The organism is Stenotrophomonas sp. WZN-1 (assembly GCF_002192255.1).
Classification (GTDB): Bacteria; Pseudomonadota; Gammaproteobacteria; order Xanthomonadales; family Xanthomonadaceae; genus Stenotrophomonas.
Map to the genome: position 1 here is coordinate 2,229,720 of NZ_CP021768.1, position 18,672 is coordinate 2,248,391.

Below are 18,672 nucleotides of genomic sequence, written 5' to 3' on the forward strand. Positions count from 1 at the left end.
TTCGACTATTCTAGAATCATGGAACATAAAAACGCAACCGAAGCCCTGGCCGCCCTGGGTCACGCCACCCGGCTGTCCATCTTCCGCCTGCTGGTCCAGGCCGGAAGTGGCGGCAAGCTGGCCGGCGACATCGCCCAGTCCCTCTCCCTTCCCGGTGCCACCCTCTCCTTCCATCTGAAGGAGTTGCTGGCCGCTGGCCTGATCACCGCCGAGCAGCGCGGTCGCACCATCTGCTACCGGGCCGAATTCGAGGCGATGAGCGCGCTGGTGGCCTACCTGACCGAAAACTGCTGCGCCGATGAACAAGCCTGCGAACGTCCTGCTGGCTGCTGACCTCCCCCTTCTTAGAGATCGCTCAAATGACCCGTCGTGTTCTGTTCCTGTGTACTGGCAACTCCGCCCGCAGCGTACTTGCCGAATCGACCCTTAAAAAGTGGGGCGAAGGCCGCTATCTCTCCTTCAGTGCGGGCAGCCAGCCGGCCGGTCGCGTCAATCCCTTTGCCATTGCCCAGCTGGAGCGCGAAGGCTTCCCGGTCGAGGGCATGCGCAGCAAGTCTTGGGACGAATTTGCCGAAGCCGATGCCGCTGCCATGGACCTGATCGTCACCGTGTGTGACAGCGCGGCGGCCGAGGCATGCCCAGTGGTGTTTGGTGACTTCGTCCGCGTGCATTGGGGCCTGTTCGACCCGGCCGGCGTGGAAGGTTCGGATGCGCAGAAGGCAGAAGCCTTTGACCGTGCCCATCAGACCATCAAGCGACGCCTGCAGGCGTTCCTGGAGATTCCTGACAGCGCCTGGGACGACCGCGTGGCGCTGAAGGCCCGCCTCGACCCGATCGCTCAGATCGACTAACCGCTTTTCCGAGACCTGCCATGACTGCTGATTCCCCCCGCCTGTCCTTCCTGGACCGGTACCTTACGCTCTGGATTTTCCTGGCGATGGCCCTGGGCGTCGGCTTGGGCGCGATGTTCGAAGGCGTGCCCAGCGCGCTCCACAGCCTGTCGATTGGATCAACCAACATCCCCATCGCCATTGGCCTGATCCTGATGATGTATCCGCCGCTGGCCAAGGTGAAGTACGAAGAGCTGCCCAAGGTGTTCGCCGACAAGGGCGTGCTGATGCTCTCGCTGGTGCAGAACTGGATCATCGGTCCGTTCCTGATGTTCGGCTTGGCGGTGCTGTTCCTGCGCGACTACCCCGAATACATGACCGGCCTGATCCTGATTGGCCTGGCACGCTGCATTGCCATGGTGCTGGTCTGGAACCAGCTCGCCCGCGGTGATGGGCAGTATGTGGCCGGCTTGGTGGCCTTCAACTCGATCTTCCAGATCGCGCTGTTCAGTGTGTATGCCTGGTTCTTCCTGTCGTGGCTGCCGCCGGTGTTCGGGCTGCAGGGCAGCGTAATTGACGTCAGCTTCTGGACCATTGCCGAGGCGGTGTTGATCTACCTGGGCATTCCCTTCCTCGCCGGGTTCCTCACCAGCCGCTGGCTCAAGGCGCGCAAGGGCGTGCGTTGGTATGAAGAGAAGTTCCTGCCGGCGATCAGTCCGATCACGCTAGCGGCGCTGTTGTTCACGATCGTTGCCATGTTCAGCCTGAAGGGGGGAGATGTGCTGCGCATCCCGATGGATGCAGTGCGCATCGCGATCCCGCTGACGCTCTATTTCATCATTCAGTTCGTGCTGAGCTTCTTCATGGGCAAGTTCATTGCGAAGGACTACCCGCGCACGACCGCAATCGCCTTCACTGCGGCAGGTAACAATTTCGAGCTGGCCATTGCCGTCGCCATCGCCGCCTTTGGTCTGGCCTCGCCGGTCGCCTTCGCTGCGGTCATCGGTCCGTTGGTGGAGGTGCCGGTGCTGATCCTGTTGGTCCACGTCGCCCTGCGGCTGGGCAAGCGCTACTTTCCTGCCGACGCACGGAGTTATTGAATCATGAGCACGACCCGACACATCCCGTTGTTGATCCTCGGTTCCGGCCCGGCCGGCTGGACCGCAGCCGTCTACGCCGCCCGGGCCAACCTGAACCCGGTGGTGATCACCGGCCTGCAGCAGGGCGGCCAGCTGATGACCACCACCGAGGTGGACAACTGGCCGGGTGACGCCCACGGCCTGATGGGCCCGGACTTGATGGCACGCATGCAGGCCCACGCCGAGCGCTTCGAGACCGAAGTGATCTTCGACCACATCCACACCGCCGATGTGACCCAGCGCCCGTTCAAGTTGATCGGCGACAGCGCCGAATACACCTGCGACGCGCTGATCATCGCCACCGGCGCCACCGCCAAGTACCTGGGCATTCCGACCGAAGAGGCCTTCAAGGGCCGCGGCGTGTCGGCCTGCGCCACCTGCGATGGCTTCTTCTATCGTGACCACGACGTGGTCGTGGTCGGCGGCGGCAACACCGCCGTGGAAGAAGCGCTGTACCTGTCCAACATCGCCCGCAAGGTCTACCTGGTCCACCGCCGCGACAGCCTGAAGGCGGAAAAGATCATGCAGGACAAGCTGTTCGCCAAGGTCGCCGCAGGCAAGATCGAAACCGTTTGGCACCACCAGGTGGATGAAGTGCTGGGCAATGAGGCCGGCGTCACCGGCGTGCGCGTGAAGTCCACCCTGGACGGCAGCACCCGCGACATCGACGCCCACGGCTTCTTCGTGGCCATCGGCCACCACCCCAACACCAGCCTGTTCGAGGGCCAGCTGACCATGAACAACGGCTACCTGGACATCCGATCGGGCCTAGGCGGCAATGCCACCCAGACCTCGGTGGAGGGCGTGTTCGCCGCCGGCGACGTGGCCGACCAGCACTACCGCCAGGCCATCACCTCGGCCGGGTTCGGCTGCATGGCCGCACTGGATGCGGAGCGCTACCTGGATGCACTCAAGATCTCCGATCAACAGCAGCGTAAGAGCGCCGCCTGAGTGCGGCGGCGCGAGGGAGCACCGATGGACAGCGTCGATGTGGTGGTTATTGGAGGTGGCCAGTCGGGTCTTTCGGCCGGCTATTTCCTGCGACGCAGCGGGCTGTCCTATGTGATTCTCGATGCGCAAGCGTCGCCCGGCGGCGCATGGCAGCATGCCTGGCAATCGCTGCATCTGTTTTCCCCGGCGGGCTGGAGCTCCATTCCCGGATGGCCCATGCCCGCCAGCCAAGGCCCCTACCCTGCGCGTGCGGAGGTGCTGGCCTACCTGGCGCAGTACGAAAAGAAATATGCGCTGCCGATCATTCGCCCCATCCGCGTGCAACGAATCACTCGCGTCGGCGAACGGCTGCGGGTGGAGGCCAGCGACGGTCGGCAATGGTTGGCGCGGGCGGTGATCAGCGCCACCGGAACATGGGGAGAACCCTACACCCCTGAGTACGAGGGGCTGGACTCCTTTGCCGGGATCCAGCTGCACTCTGCCCACTACAGTATCGCTGCGCCGTTTGCCGGAATGCGGGTGGCCATCATGGGCGGTGGCAATTCAGGTGCGCAGATTCTGGCCGAAGTATCGATGGTGGCTGAAACCACCTGGATCACCCAGCACGACCCGGCGTTCCTGGCCGATGACGTCGATGGCCGCGTGCTGTTCGAACGCGCCACTGAGCGATGGAAGGCGCAACAGGAAGGCAGGGAGCCCGAGCTGCCGTCAGGCGGTTTCGGCGACATCGTGATGGTGCCGCCGGTGCTCGACGCACGGGCGCGAGGGGTGCTTGCCGCCGTGCCACCGCCGGCCCGCTTCTCCCACACCGGCATGCAATGGGCCGATGGCACCGAGCGGGTGTTCGATGCGGTAATCTGGTGCACTGGCTTCCGCCCGGCGTTGTCGCACCTGAAGGGCTTGGACCTGGTAACCCCGAAGGGCCAGGTGGAGGTCGACGGCAGCGGCCTGCGAGCGGTGGCGGTGCCCTCGGTCTGGTTGTTGGGATACGGGGATTGGAACGGCATGGCCTCTGCCACGCTGATTGGGGTCACGCGGTACGCCCGCGAGGCCGTCAGGCAGATAACGGCCTATTGCACAGCAAGGGACATCTAGCGAGAGAGGCGTCTCAACAGCGCCTTCGCGCCGCTGCTTGCCCACTTCAGCGGTAAGGGTCCAACACCATCCTGAGTACGACCCACCACGTGATGACAATGGGGAAGGTCCCAAGCTGTTGATCGCTTAGTAGTCCGTGAGCGTAGCGGTTGCGGAGATTGCAGCCTGCGCGGTGCGTCATCAGGGGGTTCAGCCGAGATACGTGTAAAAATGCCCCACGGAATTCAAATAATTCCTTTGGCACAACAACTTAGCCGATATTTTTCTTCTCGGCCGGTTGCGCCAGCAGATCGAGCGTCGGGCACGGCGCGCCGGTCGCCACGTGGCGACACTCCGCCACCAAATGCTCAAGGTCGACTTCCAATTGTCGTAGCTCGTCCAGACGCCGGCGCACCTCGGCCAATTTCAGTTCGGTCAGCTGCCGCGTCTGCTCGCAGGCGCGCTGGCCTTTGACCTCCAGCAGCCCCGCTATCTCGTCGAGACTGAATCCCATCGCCTGTGCTCGACGGATGAACTGAAGTCGGCCGACTTCGTTGAGGCCGTACCGGCGCACGCTGCCCATTGGGCGCTCAGGCTCCGGCAGCAGGCCTCGCCGCTGGTAATAACGGACCGTCTCGACGTGCACACCAGCGGCTGCGGCCAGCCGGCTGATCGTCATTACGTGGGTGACCATCGGCTTGACTCCGTACTTAGGTACGGAGATTAACATGCGGATATGGCCCAACGTCCCCCACAGTCCTCCTTACCTGCCCTTTTGGGCGCCGCGATCGCGGCGATTGGCGCGTCCGTGTGTTGTGTCGTGCCTCTGGTGCTGGTCCTGATGGGCATCAGCGGTGCCTGGATCGTCAATCTCACCGCCCTGGACGCGTGGCGTCCTTGGTTCAGCGCGGCCACGTTGGTGTGCCTGGCCTGGGCGTTCTGGATGCTCTATGGCCCAACCTCGCGCTGCCGCATCGACGGCATCTGCGTCGATCCCACGCAATTGCGACGCCGGCGGCGCTGGCTGTGGTTCGCCACCGCCCTGATCGCGCTGCTGCTGCTCTTTCCTTACTACATCGGCTGGTTCCTGTAGGAGTCCCCATGCGCAAGATCCTTCTCAGTTTGGTATTCACGGCATGGATGGGCCTGGCTTGGGCGGCGACTCCAAAGCAGGTTGTCCTGCAGGTGGAAAACATGACCTGCCCAGCGTGTCGCATCACGATCGAAAAAGCGTTGGACACAGTGCCAGGGGTGACGGCGAAGCATATTGATACCCAAGCCGGCACCGTGACGGTGGCATTTGATGCCGAGCGCACCAACGCGGCGGCCATCGCGAAGGCCATCACCGACGCCGGTTTTCCAGCCACGGCCAAGGCGGGCGCGAACGGTGGCTGAGGTGCAATTGCAAAGCACGCTCACGTGTCCTGCATGCGAGCACCAGGCGACCGAAACCATGCCCACCACGGCATGCCAATTCTTCTACGAGTGCCCGGCTTGCCACACCCTGCTGCGCCCCAAGGCCGGCGATTGCTGCGTATTCTGTTCCTACGGCACGGTGCCGTGCCCGCCCATCCAGCAACATAGTCCCTGCTGCGGCAATACAGGTTGATCCGCGCTACGCCGCCAGGGCCAGCTCGATTTCGTACGGTTCCGGCAGAGCATCCACATCGATCAGGTAATCACCGAAGCGCTTCACGTGGCTGGTCACGTAGGGACTGAGTGCAGCCACGTCTTCCTGAGTGATCTTCCAACCTGCTCGCATCAGCGTCTTGATGATGCGGGTCTGCTCGACCACGTTGTGGAAGATAACGGCATTGGCGACCAGGTCGTTGTACTTGACTGCCTTCTCCTGTTCGAGCGGATCGTTGTCGGCGATCACGCCCTCTCCGCCGAAGAAGAAATACTTGGAGAACCCGTTATAGGCTTCGACCTTATTGGTGGAGGCTGTGATCTGCTCGCGCAACTCCCGGTCGGAAATGTATTGCAGCAGGAACAACGTGCGCACTGCGGCACCGAGTGCCCGGAAAGCCTGGTACAGCCGATTCTTGCGGCTGTAGTTGCCCAGTTTGCGCAGCAGCGTCGAGGCGGCGATCTTGCCGGACTTGATCGACAACACCACCTGCATCAGATCCTTCCAGTGGGTCTCGATTAGGTCCCAGTCCATGTCCTCCCGGAACAGCGCATCGATGTGCTCGTAGCGGCTGTCCTCGTCCGGACGGAAGAACCGGTAATCGCGCCAGTTGCGGATGCGCGGCATCAGCTGGATGCCCAGCAGGTGCGATAGGCCGAAGACCGGCAGCGACTGACCCTGGGTATCGGCGTGAACGGTGTCGGGTTGGATGTCGGAGGTGTTCTTCAGCAGCCCGTCGATGATGTACACCGCTTCCCAGACGCCGCACGGAATGAAGTGACTGAACAGCGCCACATAGGTGTCCGAGACGTGGTGATAGGCGATGCCGCCATAGCCTCCGTAGCGGATGTGATACGACGCCAGCAGGTTCTGGTCGTACGAGTCGTACTTGGTACCGTCGGCCGCGGCACGCTTGCCATCGCCCCAGAATTTGGGAAGCTGCAGGCCGGCGTAACTGTTGATGATGTCGCGGCAGGCCGCTGCCAGCTTGTTCGCATCCACGTGACGGCGATTGACGAACGACAACATGTGCGCGGATGCGGCGCCACGCAGATGCCGTGCCGCCTGGGCCGGGCCGAGGTTGCACCCATAGGTGAACGCCGTCAGCACGTAGCGCTCGGTGGGCTGGTCGATCTTGGTGTCGGACCCGGACAGCGGTCCGAAATGTCGCGGCCAGCGGGTCCAATGGGCCACGTCGCACAGGATCTCGATGACGCTGCGCTCACGCAGGCGGCCGAGGATCGCGGTCTCCAGGGCGCGGGCGCCGCTGCTCATGTCCTTGGCCTTGTGGCGCTTGAGCACCGGTAACCCGTCGTCGCCGATGATCACCTGGCCGTTCTCCAAGTACCCCTGATCGGTCAGGTCCGCGACTTGCATCAGCTTGGACTGCAAGGCATTGACGAATCCCACCGCAGAGGGCGGCAAGCCCACCTGGCGACAGTAGTCGTCCAGCAGCGGTTCGCATTGCTCCCAGGGCAGCAGCTGCTCGCGGTAATCGGCGTAGGTTTCCGACCCGCGCACGGCCACGTCACCAGACTTCAGTTCGTTGGCCAGTGAAGAGAACACGCACACCTCGAACAGACGGCGGCGAATGCGCTCCTCGCCCTGCTCGGTACGATGGGTGATCGTCTTCCGCCAAAGCTGGGTCGTGAATGCCAGGTCGACCGGTTCGTCGAGCCAGTCGCCGCGGGCGCGCTCCTGCGACAGGATTAGCTCGATCGCATCGATCAACGAGCGGTCTTCGGTGGTGGACTCCAGGTCCAGCATGCGCACCATGCGCAGGATGGTGGCGCGGTGGCTCTTGTAGAACGGCCACAGCAGCGGCAGATGATTGTCGCCGCTGTGGGCGGCGATGGCATCGCAATCGGCCTGCAGGGTCTGAACGCCCCCGCGCGTGCTGACCAGGCGGCGAATTTCCCGCCCGGCATCGGTGTCGCCAGGGTGACGGTCGAGCACCTGGATCACATCCGACATCGTGGCGACGATGGCCTCGGTCTTCTCACGATAGCGCGCACGCAGCCGCTCTAGCTCCTCCTTGCCGCGGTTGTGGAGGTTGCCCATGCGTTTGATGAACATCTCGGCCAGGTCGTCACGGGTTTGCACCCGGGCGCGATGGATCAGACACAACAGGAGTGCGTGTCGCTTGGCCGGACCGAAGTCGCGCAACTCGGCGGCGTCCAGCACCCGGGCCTCGGCGGCGAAGTGCTTGCGCTTGAGCTCGGGTACGTCCGCCAGATGCAACTCGCTGCCGACCAGTTCGTCCAACGCCGCGATATGGTCGATCAATTCCTGGAAGTGCTGTAGCGACGAGCGTTTGGGCAAGCGCTTGATTGCTTGCAACGGGCTCTTGATGCGGGCATCGGTGACGACCAGCAGATCGTCCAGCCGTTGTTTCTCGTCCGCCGTCAGCCGCGCGCCGATGAGGGTGAAGTAACGGCCATTGACCAGGGTGCGAATCCGGCGCCCTAGGCGATCCAGCGCGGAAAACGCAGGCAGTTCGATGCGGTCGCGGACAAGCTGTTCGATCGCCACGTTGATCAGGTCGGCCGGATTGTCCATGACGGCGGCGGCCTCATGGATGGCACGGGCCGCCACGTCGAGGCCGCCGTCGGCATAAGCACGCACCTGCAGATAATCCCGGATGCGCTGGAAATAGCGGTAGCGCTTGTTCGGCGCGATGTCGGCGGGCTTGATCTGGACCCGGTACCGCAGCGCGTTACGGAGGTGCCGAACGACCGCGGTGGGCACTTCATCGATTGCGGGAAAATAGCCCAGCCGCTGGAAGGATTTCAGCAGAAGGGCCAAGGTCAATCGGTGGCCCGGTTGCCGAGCGTTGTCGGCGATGAAGGTCAGTTCGGCGTCGGTCGGCGTGTAGGCGGCGACCAGTTCCCGGACGACGGGGTTGCGCTTGAATTGCGGGTACGCAGTCCGTTCGATCGACGCCATTGAAGCCTCATTTCGGTCAGGGAGTGGGTAACGCCGGCAGTGGCAGGCTCGCCTCGATGCGCTGGCGCGCAAACGGATCGCCGCCATCGAGGTAGCGCATGGCCGAGTGCACGTCGCGCCAGCCGACGTACTCCATTAGTGCCTTCACGTCCCAGCCGTTCGCGTTGGCCCAGCCGGCGAAACCGCGGCGCAGGGAGTGGCTGCTGTATTCTTCGGCATTCGGCAGTCCGGCGCTTGTCAGCAGGCGGCGGAGCATGGGGATCAAGCTGTTTGGGTGCAGCGCGTCCTCCGCGACGTGGCCCCAACGGTCGATGCCACGGAACAGCGAGCCTTCGGTCAGTGCGGCTGCTTCGGCCCACTCCCAGGTCGCCTTGACGGGACACAGCCGTGACAGCGCCGGCACCTTGTACGTGGCGCCCTGCGCCTGCCGATCGCCCTTACTGCGTGGCAGGAAACAGGTCATGCCTTCGCCGGGCACGAGATGCAGGTGCTCGACCTGCACGCGGATCAGCTCGTCACCGCGAAACCCGCGCCAGAAGCCGAGCAACACGAAAGCACGATCGCGCTGGTGGCGTAATTCGTCCGCCCTGGCGCCGCGGTCCCGTGCCGTCATGATCGCGCCTGTGAGCCAACTGTCCACTTGCGCCAGCCGGGAAAGCTGCAGTGGTTCGGCCTGCTTTTCCACCGACGGATGCAGCGTCTGGATGCCCCTGAGCACCTTGCGCACCAACGGTGCCCGGGTCGGATCGACGAAGCCATGCTCGCGATGCCAGCCTGCCAAGGCCGCGAGCCGGTGTCGAAGGGTATTGGTGGAGAGCTGGCCCGCGTGATCGGCCAGGTAGCGGGCCACACTGTCCGGCGTTGCCGGCAGGTGGCCCCCCCATTCGACCTCGAAATGCCGCAGCGCGGAGGCATAGCTGCGCTGCGTGTTCGCGCGGGTCGCGGCGTCGAGATAGCGGTCCAGGTTCGCCATGCCGGTTCGCCCCTTAGTGCATTGCGGCAATCAGCGGGCACGACACCTGGCCGTGATGCGTATTGCACGCGACCACCAGTTGGGACAGCGCCTTTTCCATGCGCCGCAGGTCCGCCAGGCGAATGCGCACATCGGCCAGTCGCAACGCCGCGAGTTCGGCCGCTTCGTGGCAATGGGTGCCGTCGTCCAGCTTGAGCAACTGCGCGACCTCGTCGAGGCTGAAGCCCAACCGCTGGGCCGATTTCACGAACTTCACTCGCGCCACTTCCGTTGGACCGTAGCGGCGGATGCCGCCGTAGGGCTTCTTCGGTTCGAGCAGCAACCCTTTGCGCTGATAGAACCGGATCGTCTCGACATTGACGCCGGCTGCCTTGGCGAAGGCGCCGATGGTCAGGTTTTCCGGGTTGTTGTCCATGCCGCTCGATCCCGTACTTGACTACGGAAGTAGTTTACGGCCGTTCGGCCCGATCGGAGAAGCCCATGCCCGCCTCCGTTGGTTTCTACTCTGCTGTGCTGGTGTGTGCCGGGCCATCCTGCAGGTCGGCTGTGGTTGCCTCGCCCGTACTGCCCGGCTAGACAACCCACCATCGAGCGCACCTGGCTGCATCGTCGTGGTGACGTGACCCTCGCCACGCTGCTGCATGCAGACTCGGCCCAGCCCCCGAGCAGGGGGCGCTTGACCCCGTACTGAAGTACGGCAGTAAAGTGCAAGCTCAACACAGATGAATCAACGACATTTCGATGAAAAACACTAAAACGGGTGCCGCGGCCCTGCTCGCCGGTGGCGTCACCGCGATTCTGGCCTCGGCGTGCTGCCTCGGCCCATTGGTACTGGTGACCTTGGGATTTAGCGGGGCGTGGCTGGGCAGCCTCGCGGCGCTCGAACCCTACCGTCCGCTCTTCATCGGTGCGGCCCTGGTCGCAATGGTCTTTGCCTGGCGCCGTATCTACCGGCCGGCCGGGACCTGCGCGCCGGGCGAAGTCTGCGCGGTGCCCCGGGTCAGGACGGCCTACAAAGTGTTGTTCTGGATCGTCGCGGCCTTGATTCTGCTGGCACTGACGTTCCCCTACCTCGCACCGTTGTTCTACTGACATCCGGAGGATCCGCACATGAAGAAACTCGCCGCCGTTCTCGTCCTGGGCCTCGCGTTCACCGCACCAGCCTGGGCCGCCCTCAAGACCGTGACGCTTGCCGTGCCGGGCATGACCTGCGCGACCTGCCCGATCACCGTCAAGCGGGGACTGAGCAAAGTCGAAGGCGTGACCAAGATCGAGGTCAGCTACGAATCGAAGGAAGCCGTTGTGACCTTCGATGACGCCAAGACCTCCCTCAAGGCGCTCACCGACGCGACGACCAACGTGGGCTATCCGTCCACCGTCAAGCGGAAGTCGCCCTGATGCGCGCCACCCGTCCCGGTTCCGTCACTCGTGCGGCCGACAAGGCAGGCGTCGTTGGTTCCATCGTGACGGCGATTGGCTGCGCAGGATGCTTTCCCGCCCTCGGCAGCTTGGGCGCCGCTATCGGCTTGGGCTTCCTGAGCCAATACGAAGGGCTGTTCATCCGCTACCTGCTGCCACTATTTGCCGGCATTGCGCTCCTGGCCAACGTGATCAGTTGGCGTCGTCACGGGCAATGGTTCCGGGGCGCGCTGAGCGTGACAGGCCCACTCCTCGTGTTGGCCGCGGTGTTCGTGATGCGGATATTGGATCAGCGCAGCGGCTATCTGCTGTATCCCGGCTTGGTGCTGATGGTTGCGGTTGCGATCTGGGATCTGATTTCCCGGCCACGCAAGGCCGGCGCCACGACCGATGACAAGACAGAGTGCTGTTAACCCGACCATGAGGCGTTGCGGTACATGAAGGCGTGGCTGCGTTCGAAGAAAGACGATCTCTATGCGATCGGGATCATCGTCGGCATCGCGCTCCTGCTGATCGTGGCTGCGCCGTATTGCTGCTGAAGCAAGGGCGCCTCCGCGCCATGGCAGGCGGCCCTCCCGTTGCACCGAGCACAGACGCCGCTGCCTCATCCCCACTGGAAGTTAGGAACACCATGAACGAACGCATCTTGAACGTGACCGGCATGACCTGCGCGGATTGCGCCCATCACATCGAGAAGGCGCTGCAAGCCGTGTCGGAACTCGCGGAGGTCACGGTCAGTTATCCCAAGCGGGAAGTCCGCATTCGCAGCACGCAACCGCTGACGCTGGTGCGGTTGAACGAGGCCTTGCCCCGCAACTACCGACTGGTGGAGCCTGCAGTGGCTGAGGCCACGACCACCGCCGCCACGAGGCCCTCGACCGTGGGCAAAGTCCTGGGCGCCTTGGGCGGTCTGCTCAAGCAGCCGCGCAACACGTCCAACGACGCTTCGGGAGAGTCACCGGCGCCCCTTCGGATCGCCGTCATCGGCAGCGGCGGTGCCGCCATGGCTGCGGCGATCAAGGCGGCGGAATCCGGGGCCCAGGTCACGCTCATCGAACGCGGCACCATTGGTGGCACCTGCGTCAACGTCGGCTGTGTGCCCTCGAAGATCATGATCCGCGCCGCGCACGTCGCGCACGTGCGGCGGACCAGCTCCTTCGACACTGGCATCGCGGCCTGCGCGCCCGCCATCGACCGGACCCGCTTGTTCGCCCAACAGCAGGCCCGCGTCGACGAGCTGCGTCAGGCGAAGTACGAAACCATCCTGGAAGTGAACCCGAATATCGAACTGGTACGGGGCGAAGCGCGTTTCAAGGACGGCCACCATCTGACCGTGAACCTGACTGACGGCGGCGAACGCGAAGTCGCATTCGACCGTTGCCTGGTCGCGACCGGCGCCAGCGCGGCGGTGCCACCGATCCCGGGTCTCAAGGACACGCCGTATTGGACTTCGACCGAAGCGCTGGCCAGCGACACGATTCCCGCGAGGCTGGCCGTCATCGGCTCGTCGGTGGTGGCGGTGGAGCTGGCGCAGGCCTTCGCCCGACTGGGCAGCCAGGTCACGATCCTGGCACGCAGCGCGCTGTTCTTCCACGAAGATCCGGCGGTCGGCGAAGCCGTGACGGAGGCCTTCCGTGCCGAGGGCATCGAGGTGCTGGAGCAGACCCAGGCCAGTCAGGTGTCCTACCGGGACGGCGCGTTCGTCCTTGCCACCAACCACGGCGAGCTGCGCGCCGAGCGACTGCTCATTGCCACCGGGCGCTCGCCCAACACGCGCAGTATGGCGCTGGAGAACACCGGTGTAACGCTGGATGAGCGCGATGCCATCGTGGTCGATCGGACCATGCGCACCAGCGCCACAGACATCTACGCCGCCGGCGACTGCACCAGCCAGCCGCAGTTCGTCTACGTGGCCGCCGCCGCCGGCACCCGTGCGGCGATCAACATGACCGGTGGTACGGCGGCATTGGACCTCGACACCATGCCAGCGGTGGTGTTCACCGATCCGCAGGTGGCCACCGTCGGCTATAGCGAGGCGGAAGCGCATCACGACGGGATCGAGACCGACAGCCGCACCCTCACGCTCGACAACGTGCCGCGAGCGCTCGTCAACTTCGACACGCGCGGCTTCATCAAGCTGGTCGCCGAGACCAGCACCGGCCGCCTTATAGGCGTGCAGGCGGTCGCGCCAGAAGCGGGCGAGATCATCCAGACCGCGGCGCTCGCGATCCGGGCACGAATGACGGTGCAGGATTTGGCCGACCAGTTGTTCCCCTACCTGACGATGGTCGAGGGACTGAAGCTCGCCGCGCAAACCTTCGTCAAGGACGTGAAACAGCTGTCGTGCTGCGCAGGCTAGTTGCCGACACCGATTGAGATGAACGCCTACACGATTTCCAGACTGGCCGAAGACGTGGATTGATAGTGCCATGCTCACATCGCAGCTTGGCCAAACAAGCGGAATGCCAGCCTGGCGCGCGGTCCAAAGGAATCGTTCGAGATCCCTGGCGAGCTTAGCCATCGAAGGGCGGAACAGACCGCCCTTCGGGCATCCCTGCTGGTCGCCAAGGTCTGCGCATAAGCGGCCAGGTACCGGGCCACGCTGTCAGGTGTCGCTGGGAGGTGGCCCTGCCACTCGACTTCAAAGTGCCGCAGCGCCGACGCATAGGTGCGCCCCGTGTTCTGGCGCGTGGCCGCATCGAGGTAGCGGTCCAGTTCGGTCACTGGCGCGTGGCCTCCACGGAGGTCGGCTGGCGCAGGGTCGACAGGATGGTGCATTCGGCCCGCTGGCCGCCATTGCAACTGGCAATCACCCGTTCCAGCTCGCTGGCCATGCGCTGCAGATCGGCCATGCGTGCGCGAACGTCGACCAGATGGCTGCGGGCCAGCCGATCCACGTCCCCGCACGAAAGCTCCTCATCGCCGGCCAGCTGCAGCAGGCTACGGACCTCCTCCAGGCTGAAGCCTAGGTCCCGGCCGCGCGCAATGAAGCGCAGCCGCTCGATGTCTGCCGGGCCATAGACCCGGTAGCCATTGCCCGAGCGCCCCGGGCGCGGCAGCAGGCCGATCCGCTCGTAATAGCGGATCGTCTCCAGGTGGCACCCGCTGGCGTCGGCGGCCTCACTGATCTTCATTCGTACGCTTGACTCCGTAGTAACTACGGACTTTACCCTCACTGGCGCTGCCATACCAGCGGCGTGGCTATGGCAGTGATCGGCAGCATTTGTCGGCTGGATGGTCCATTCCGGTGCCCTGCTGGCCATTGCCGTGGAAATGTTTCGGCCTGCTTGTGATCAAGGCAGCAGGCGAGATCTTGGGTGATGGGCCGTCAAGCACGTGGCTTGGTCCGCGCCTCAACCTGCACTGAGGTTCCAATTAGGGCTTGCATCCCGCCATCACAACAATCGGGTATCCTTTGCCGAATGTGGCATCCCATCCTCTTTCGTGTTGTGCTGGCTCTAGCCCTCATCCTGAATGGGACGAGTTCGGCTGCGTCTTCCGTGCACATGATGGGTTCGGCCTTCCATACGCAAGGCGCCAGCGAAGCGATATCAGTGGCACTGGCTAATGAAGATCCAGCTTGCGCACAGCACCATATTGCCGCGGCAAAGGGGCACAGCCAGGAAGTGAAATCGCCCCAGGCGCCACGCCATCGTGGCGACCACACCGCGTCAGACTGCTGCAAGTTGAGTGCCTGCCGCTGCGCATGCGTACAGGCCTGTGCGTCTATTCCTGTTGTATTCGCACTAGTGCCAATGGATGTGGTGCGTGACCCAGTCCAGCGCTTTCTGGCCGTCGGTCGTCCATCGCCGGCGCTGCCTCATCTGATCCGACCTCCCATCGGCTAATTGCTTCAGGTGCCTAAGGCGCCTTGATAGAGCATGTCGTCCCCTTATTGGGGAAGAGCGTTTCTGTGCCCGCCGCGCGGGCATCCTCGATGCTTGGAGTGTCCCATGTCTTTCGATCCCGTCGATGACCGGCGAAGCGTATCGCGTCGCCGTTTTGTTCAGGGTCTTGCTGCCGGTGGCGCATTTGCTGGGCTCGGCCTCTGGCCAAAATCAAGCTGGGCCCTGAAGGGGGCCGGCCAGCTCAATGTCCTTAGTGGGACCGAGTTTGACCTGACGATCGGCGAAACTCCGGTGAACTTCACCGGACGCGCCCGTTCGGCAATCACGGTGAACGGGTCGCTGCCTGCACCGCTTCTGCGCTGGCGTGAAGGTACTACGGTCAATCTGCGGGTGGCCAACGCATTGCCTGTCGGGTCCATTCACGGTAGTGAGACCTCTATCCACTGGCATGGGATTTTGTTGCCAGCCAACATGGACGGCGTCCCAGGCCTGAGCTTCCACGGCATCAACCGTGGTGATGCCTATCACTACCGCTTTACGGTTCAGCAAGGCGGAACTTATTGGTACCACAGTCATTCAGGCACTCAGGAACAGGCAGGTCTATACGGCCCGCTGGTGATAGATCCGATCGAACCGGAACCCTTTGCCTTCGACCGCGACTACGTGGTGATGCTCAGTGATTGGACCGACCTGAGCGGCGACGCGCTGTTTGCGCGATTGAAAAAAATGGCCGACCACGACAATTACTACAAGCGCACCGTAGGCGACTTCCTCCGCGATGCCCAACAAGACGGTCTTAAGGCAACGTTGGCCGACCGTCGCATGTGGGGCTCGATGAGGATGACGCCCACTGATCTTTCAGATGTGAATGCCAACACCTACACGTACTTGATGAACGGCACAACCGCGCTGGGCAATTGGACCGGCCTGTTCCGTTCCGGCGAGAAGGTACGGTTGCGCTTCATCAATGGCTCTGCAATGACGTATTTCGACGTCCGCATTCCTGGCCTGAAGATGACGGTGGTCGCCGCTGACGGCCAGTATGTGCACCCGGTGACGGTCGACGAGTTCCGCATCGCGGTAGCCGAAACCTTCGATGTGATCGTAGAGCCTAGCGGCCAGGATGCCTTCACCATATTCGCTCAGGACTCAGGGCGAACCGGTCATGTCAGCGGCACCCTTGCCGTCCGCGAAGGCCTGCGAGCACCGGTGCCAGAGCTCGATCCGCGCCCGATCCTGACCATGGCGGACATGGGCATGGCGCACGGAGCCATGGCCGAAATGAACAGCGGTAGCGGCGACAAGAAGATGTCTGACACTACGGACGATCCCCATGCCGGGCACGACATGGGGGGGATGCAGAGCCATGCAATGGCCGGCATGGACATGTCCACGGGAAGCATGGATATGGGCGGCGATATGCAGTCGCACCCCGTTGGAGAGGCCGGCAACCCATTGGTTGATAACCAGGCAATGAAGCCGACCTCTCGCTTAGACGATCCAGGCAACGGCCTGCGTGGAAATGGTCGCAAGGTGCTGTCTTATTCGATGCTCCGAAGTGCTTTTGAGGATCCTGACGGCCGAGATCCGGGCCGCGACATCGAGCTGCACCTCACCGGGCATATGGAGAAATTCGCCTGGTCGTTCAATGGGGTCAAATTCTCGGCCGCCGAACCACTGCGATTGAACTACGGTGAACGCCTGCGCATCGTGTTGGTCAATGACACGATGATGGCCCATCCAATCCACTTGCACGGCATGTGGAGCGACGTGGAGGACGATCAGGGCAACTTCATGGTTCGCAAGCACACCGTAGATATGCCCCCCGGTAGCAGACGCAGTTATCGAGTGCGAGCTGATGCGCTGGGCAGTTGGGCCTACCACTGCCATCTGCTGTTTCACATGGAAGCCGGCATGATGCGCGCCGTGCGGGTGGAGGAATAACCTGATGAAAAACCAGATGAAGCCGACGAGGTCGGCATTCACCCTGCTCATCGCGGTTGCATTGGCATCACCCGCGTTCGGACAGACCATGGATCACTCGAAAATTTCCATGACAATGCCCGAGGCGCCTAAACCCGAGCCCCAAGCTGACGCGTCCAAGACGTCTGGCCCAAATGCATCCAAGCGCGGCACTGATCACTCGGGCATGCAGCACGAGACGCCTGAGCCAAAAGGCATGGATCATGATATGTCGTCCATGCAAGAAGGCGACATGGCCACTGACGCCATGGACCATTCAAAGATGGTCCACGATGCTCCGTCCTCGACCATGCCACGCACACCAATCCCTGTTGTCACCGACGTCGATCGTGCTGCAGCGGTGGCGCCTTCGGAGGGGCACGCCACGGGTGACAACGCGATCCACAGCTATATGTTGCTGGACCGCTTGGAGGCCTGGGATGCAGATCCAGGGACCGGACTTGCGTGGGAAGGTCAGGGCTGGATCGGTACCGACCTCAACCGTCTCTGGTTGCGCAGCGAGGGTGAACGCAGCGATGGGCGCACTGAGGCAGCAGACCTTGAGCTGCTCTACGGGCGAAGCATAGCCACCTGGTGGGACTTGGTGGCTGGTGTGCGCCAGGACTTCAAGCCAGGACGGGCACAAACATTCGCAGCCATAGGCGTGCAGGGTCTTGCTCCGCAGAAGTTCGAGGTCGAGGCAACAGCCTATTTTGGGGAGCGCGGCCAGTTTGGGGCACGCTTCGAGGCCGAGTACGAACTACTTCTCACCAATCGCCTGATTCTTCAACCCATGGTCGGAATCGAGGCGTACGGGAAGAACGACCCGGCGCGCGGCATCGGCGCAGGACTCAGTACCGCCGAGTTTGGATTGCGTCTTCGGTACGAGTTCACCCGCAAATTTGCGCCGTACATTGGCCTGGTTCACGAGCGCGCCTTGGGCAACACAGCCGACTTGCGTCGTAACGAATTGGAAAGCGCTGACGATACTCGCATTGTCGTCGGTCTACGCACTTGGTTCTGAAGAGATAATTCATGACAACCACCGCTAACAAAAAGACTCTGCTTATTACCGGTATCGCGCTCGCCGTTCTGGCTATCGGCGCCGCCGGTGTTGTGTACTCCGGAATCTATAATGTGGCTGCCGACGATCCACACACGCGCCCCGTCTATGCCCTGCTGGAGGCGGCGCGGAAGCAGTCGATTTCAGCACGGGCCACCAAGCTGGAGGTGCCTGCAGATCTGAATGATCCAGAGCGAATCCGGCAGGGCGCGGGAAACTACAACGCGATGTGTACCGGCTGTCATTTGTCACCTGGCGCCGCAGAGACCGAGCTGAGCAAAGGCCTGTACCCGTCCCCGCCGAACCTGACCAAGGAGACCATTGATGCAGCCGAGGCGTTCTGGGTCATCAAGCATGGTGTCAAGGCCAGTGGCATGCCTGCTTGGGGCAAAAGCATGGGCGATGACTACATCTGGAACATGGCCGCATTCCTGCAGGAACTGCCGAAGCTCGACAAGACGCAGTACGACGCGCTTGTAGGTAGTAGCGGAGGTCATTCTCACGGGGGCGGTGAAACCGGCGGGCACGCCCATGCGGACGGAGGCAAGGACCACCACGATGAAGCCGAGGCCGATCACCATGGTGAAGGTGAAGCACATCCGGAAGGGGCGCACGCGGAAGGCCACGGCATGACCGCCCAGGAAAGTGCAGGCAAGGCTGACGCTCCTGCAGCACCAACCCACGTCCATGCCGATGGCAAGTCCCACACCCATTCTCCGCAGGCACCGACAACGCCGACAGCATCTGACCCCTCTAAGAATCCGCACGATGGCATGTCCATGCAGGGTACGGAATCGTCCCAATCGGCTGATGACGGCCATAACCATAAACATTGAC

At 63.0% G+C, this 18,672-nt stretch carries 19 protein-coding genes and 2 pseudogenes; 15 read left to right on the forward strand and 6 right to left on the reverse strand.

Going from position 1 to position 18,672, the window contains the following annotated elements:
* Positions 1–18: 18 nt before the first annotated feature.
* The 5 genes from CCR98_RS10515 to CCR98_RS10535 are packed head-to-tail and all read left to right on the forward strand — an operon-like array spanning position 19 to position 4,015.
* Positions 19–333 carry a metalloregulator ArsR/SmtB family transcription factor gene (locus CCR98_RS10515; protein ID WP_087922541.1) on the forward strand — a complete coding sequence of 105 codons (315 nt, stop codon included), beginning with the start codon at positions 19–21 and terminating at the stop codon, positions 331–333.
* A 26-nt stretch (positions 334–359) separates the two neighbouring features.
* Complete coding sequence (locus CCR98_RS10520) at positions 360–851, forward strand: arsenate reductase ArsC (RefSeq protein ID WP_087922542.1); 492 nt, start codon at positions 360–362, stop codon at positions 849–851.
* Between the two features lie 20 nt (positions 852–871).
* Positions 872–1,930 (forward strand): ACR3 family arsenite efflux transporter, encoded by a 1,059-nt coding sequence (arsB, locus tag CCR98_RS10525; RefSeq protein ID WP_087922543.1) that lies wholly within the window; start codon positions 872–874, stop codon positions 1,928–1,930.
* Positions 1,931–1,933: 3 nt separating this feature from the next.
* Positions 1,934–2,920: a thioredoxin-disulfide reductase gene (trxB, locus tag CCR98_RS10530; RefSeq protein WP_087922544.1), complete on the forward strand. Its 987-nt coding sequence runs from the start codon at positions 1,934–1,936 to the stop codon at positions 2,918–2,920.
* 24 nt (positions 2,921–2,944) lie between these two features.
* Positions 2,945–4,015 carry an ArsO family NAD(P)H-dependent flavin-containing monooxygenase gene (locus CCR98_RS10535; protein WP_087922545.1) on the forward strand — a complete coding sequence of 357 codons (1,071 nt, stop codon included), beginning with the start codon at positions 2,945–2,947 and terminating at the stop codon, positions 4,013–4,015.
* Positions 4,016–4,265: 250 nt separating this feature from the next.
* Here the strand turns inward: CCR98_RS10535 and CCR98_RS10540 are convergent, their stop codons facing one another.
* On the reverse strand, positions 4,266–4,688 hold the full coding sequence (locus CCR98_RS10540) for a MerR family transcriptional regulator (protein WP_087924171.1): 423 nt from the start codon (positions 4,686–4,688) through the stop codon (positions 4,266–4,268).
* A 42-nt stretch (positions 4,689–4,730) separates the two neighbouring features.
* Here CCR98_RS10540 and CCR98_RS10545 point away from each other — a divergent pair, with 42 nt between their 5' ends.
* From CCR98_RS10545 to CCR98_RS21305, 3 genes are read left to right on the forward strand one after another with little or no spacing between them, the layout of a single operon-like run.
* Positions 4,731–5,087, forward strand: coding sequence for a mercuric transporter MerT family protein (locus CCR98_RS10545; RefSeq protein ID WP_087922546.1), 357 nt, complete (start codon positions 4,731–4,733; stop codon positions 5,085–5,087).
* A gap of 8 nt (positions 5,088–5,095) precedes the next feature.
* Complete coding sequence (locus CCR98_RS10550; protein WP_087922547.1) at positions 5,096–5,389, forward strand: cation transporter; 294 nt, start codon at positions 5,096–5,098, stop codon at positions 5,387–5,389.
* Positions 5,382–5,603 carry a GDCCVxC domain-containing (seleno)protein gene (locus CCR98_RS21305; protein WP_087922548.1) on the forward strand — a complete coding sequence of 74 codons (222 nt, stop codon included), beginning with the start codon at positions 5,382–5,384 and terminating at the stop codon, positions 5,601–5,603. Before CCR98_RS10550 ends, CCR98_RS21305 begins: the two co-directional genes overlap by 8 nt.
* 6 nt (positions 5,604–5,609) lie before the next feature.
* Here the strand turns inward: CCR98_RS21305 and CCR98_RS10560 are convergent, their stop codons facing one another.
* From CCR98_RS10560 to merR, 3 genes and pseudogenes are all read right to left on the reverse strand, one after another.
* Complete coding sequence (locus CCR98_RS10560; RefSeq protein WP_087922549.1) at positions 5,610–8,570, reverse strand: Tn3 family transposase; 2,961 nt, start codon at positions 8,568–8,570, stop codon at positions 5,610–5,612.
* Positions 8,571–8,592: 22 nt separating this feature from the next.
* Positions 8,593–9,543 (reverse strand): annotated as a pseudogene (locus CCR98_RS10565) (tyrosine-type recombinase/integrase); the annotation flags it as partial.
* A gap of 13 nt (positions 9,544–9,556) precedes the next feature.
* Positions 9,557–9,958, reverse strand: coding sequence for an Hg(II)-responsive transcriptional regulator (gene merR / locus CCR98_RS10570; protein ID WP_087922550.1), 402 nt, complete (start codon positions 9,956–9,958; stop codon positions 9,557–9,559).
* 326 nt (positions 9,959–10,284) lie between these two features.
* Between merR and merT the strand changes: the two genes are divergently transcribed.
* From merT to merA, 4 genes are all read left to right on the forward strand, one after another.
* Positions 10,285–10,635, forward strand: coding sequence for a mercuric ion transporter MerT (gene merT, locus CCR98_RS10575; RefSeq protein WP_087922551.1), 351 nt, complete (start codon positions 10,285–10,287; stop codon positions 10,633–10,635).
* Between the two features lie 18 nt (positions 10,636–10,653).
* The gene (gene merP, locus CCR98_RS10580) at positions 10,654–10,941 is read left to right on the forward strand and encodes a mercury resistance system periplasmic binding protein MerP (RefSeq protein WP_087922552.1); all 288 of its coding nucleotides are present in this window, start codon (positions 10,654–10,656) and stop codon (positions 10,939–10,941) included.
* A complete protein-coding gene (merC, locus tag CCR98_RS10585; protein WP_087922553.1) occupies positions 10,941–11,375 on the forward strand; it encodes an organomercurial transporter MerC in 435 nt (144 codons plus the stop codon). The genes merP and merC overlap by 1 nt, the downstream gene beginning before the upstream one ends.
* Positions 11,376–11,593: 218 nt before the next feature.
* Positions 11,594–13,321, forward strand: coding sequence for a mercury(II) reductase (merA, locus tag CCR98_RS10590; RefSeq protein ID WP_087922554.1), 1,728 nt, complete (start codon positions 11,594–11,596; stop codon positions 13,319–13,321).
* Positions 13,322–13,518: 197 nt separating this feature from the next.
* Here the strand turns inward: merA and CCR98_RS21310 are convergent.
* Positions 13,519–13,686, reverse strand: a pseudogene (locus CCR98_RS21310) (Tn3 family resolvase); the annotation flags it as partial.
* Positions 13,683–14,096, reverse strand: coding sequence for a helix-turn-helix domain-containing protein (locus CCR98_RS10595; RefSeq protein WP_046982964.1), 414 nt, complete (start codon positions 14,094–14,096; stop codon positions 13,683–13,685). The pseudogene CCR98_RS21310 and the gene CCR98_RS10595, both read right to left, overlap by 4 nt.
* 819 nt (positions 14,097–14,915) lie before the next feature.
* On the opposite strand from CCR98_RS10595, the gene CCR98_RS10600 reads away from it, so the two are divergent.
* From CCR98_RS10600 to CCR98_RS10610, 3 genes are read left to right on the forward strand one after another with little or no spacing between them, the layout of a single operon-like run.
* Positions 14,916–16,754, forward strand: coding sequence for a copper resistance system multicopper oxidase (locus CCR98_RS10600; RefSeq protein WP_046982963.1), 1,839 nt, complete (start codon positions 14,916–14,918; stop codon positions 16,752–16,754).
* 4 nt (positions 16,755–16,758) lie between these two features.
* The gene (locus CCR98_RS10605) at positions 16,759–17,796 is read left to right on the forward strand and encodes a copper resistance protein B (RefSeq protein WP_046982962.1); all 1,038 of its coding nucleotides are present in this window, start codon (positions 16,759–16,761) and stop codon (positions 17,794–17,796) included.
* A gap of 11 nt (positions 17,797–17,807) precedes the next feature.
* Positions 17,808–18,671, forward strand: a complete 864-nt coding sequence (locus CCR98_RS10610; RefSeq protein WP_087922555.1) for a cytochrome c — start codon at positions 17,808–17,810, stop codon at positions 18,669–18,671.
* Position 18,672: the final 1 nt, after the last annotated feature.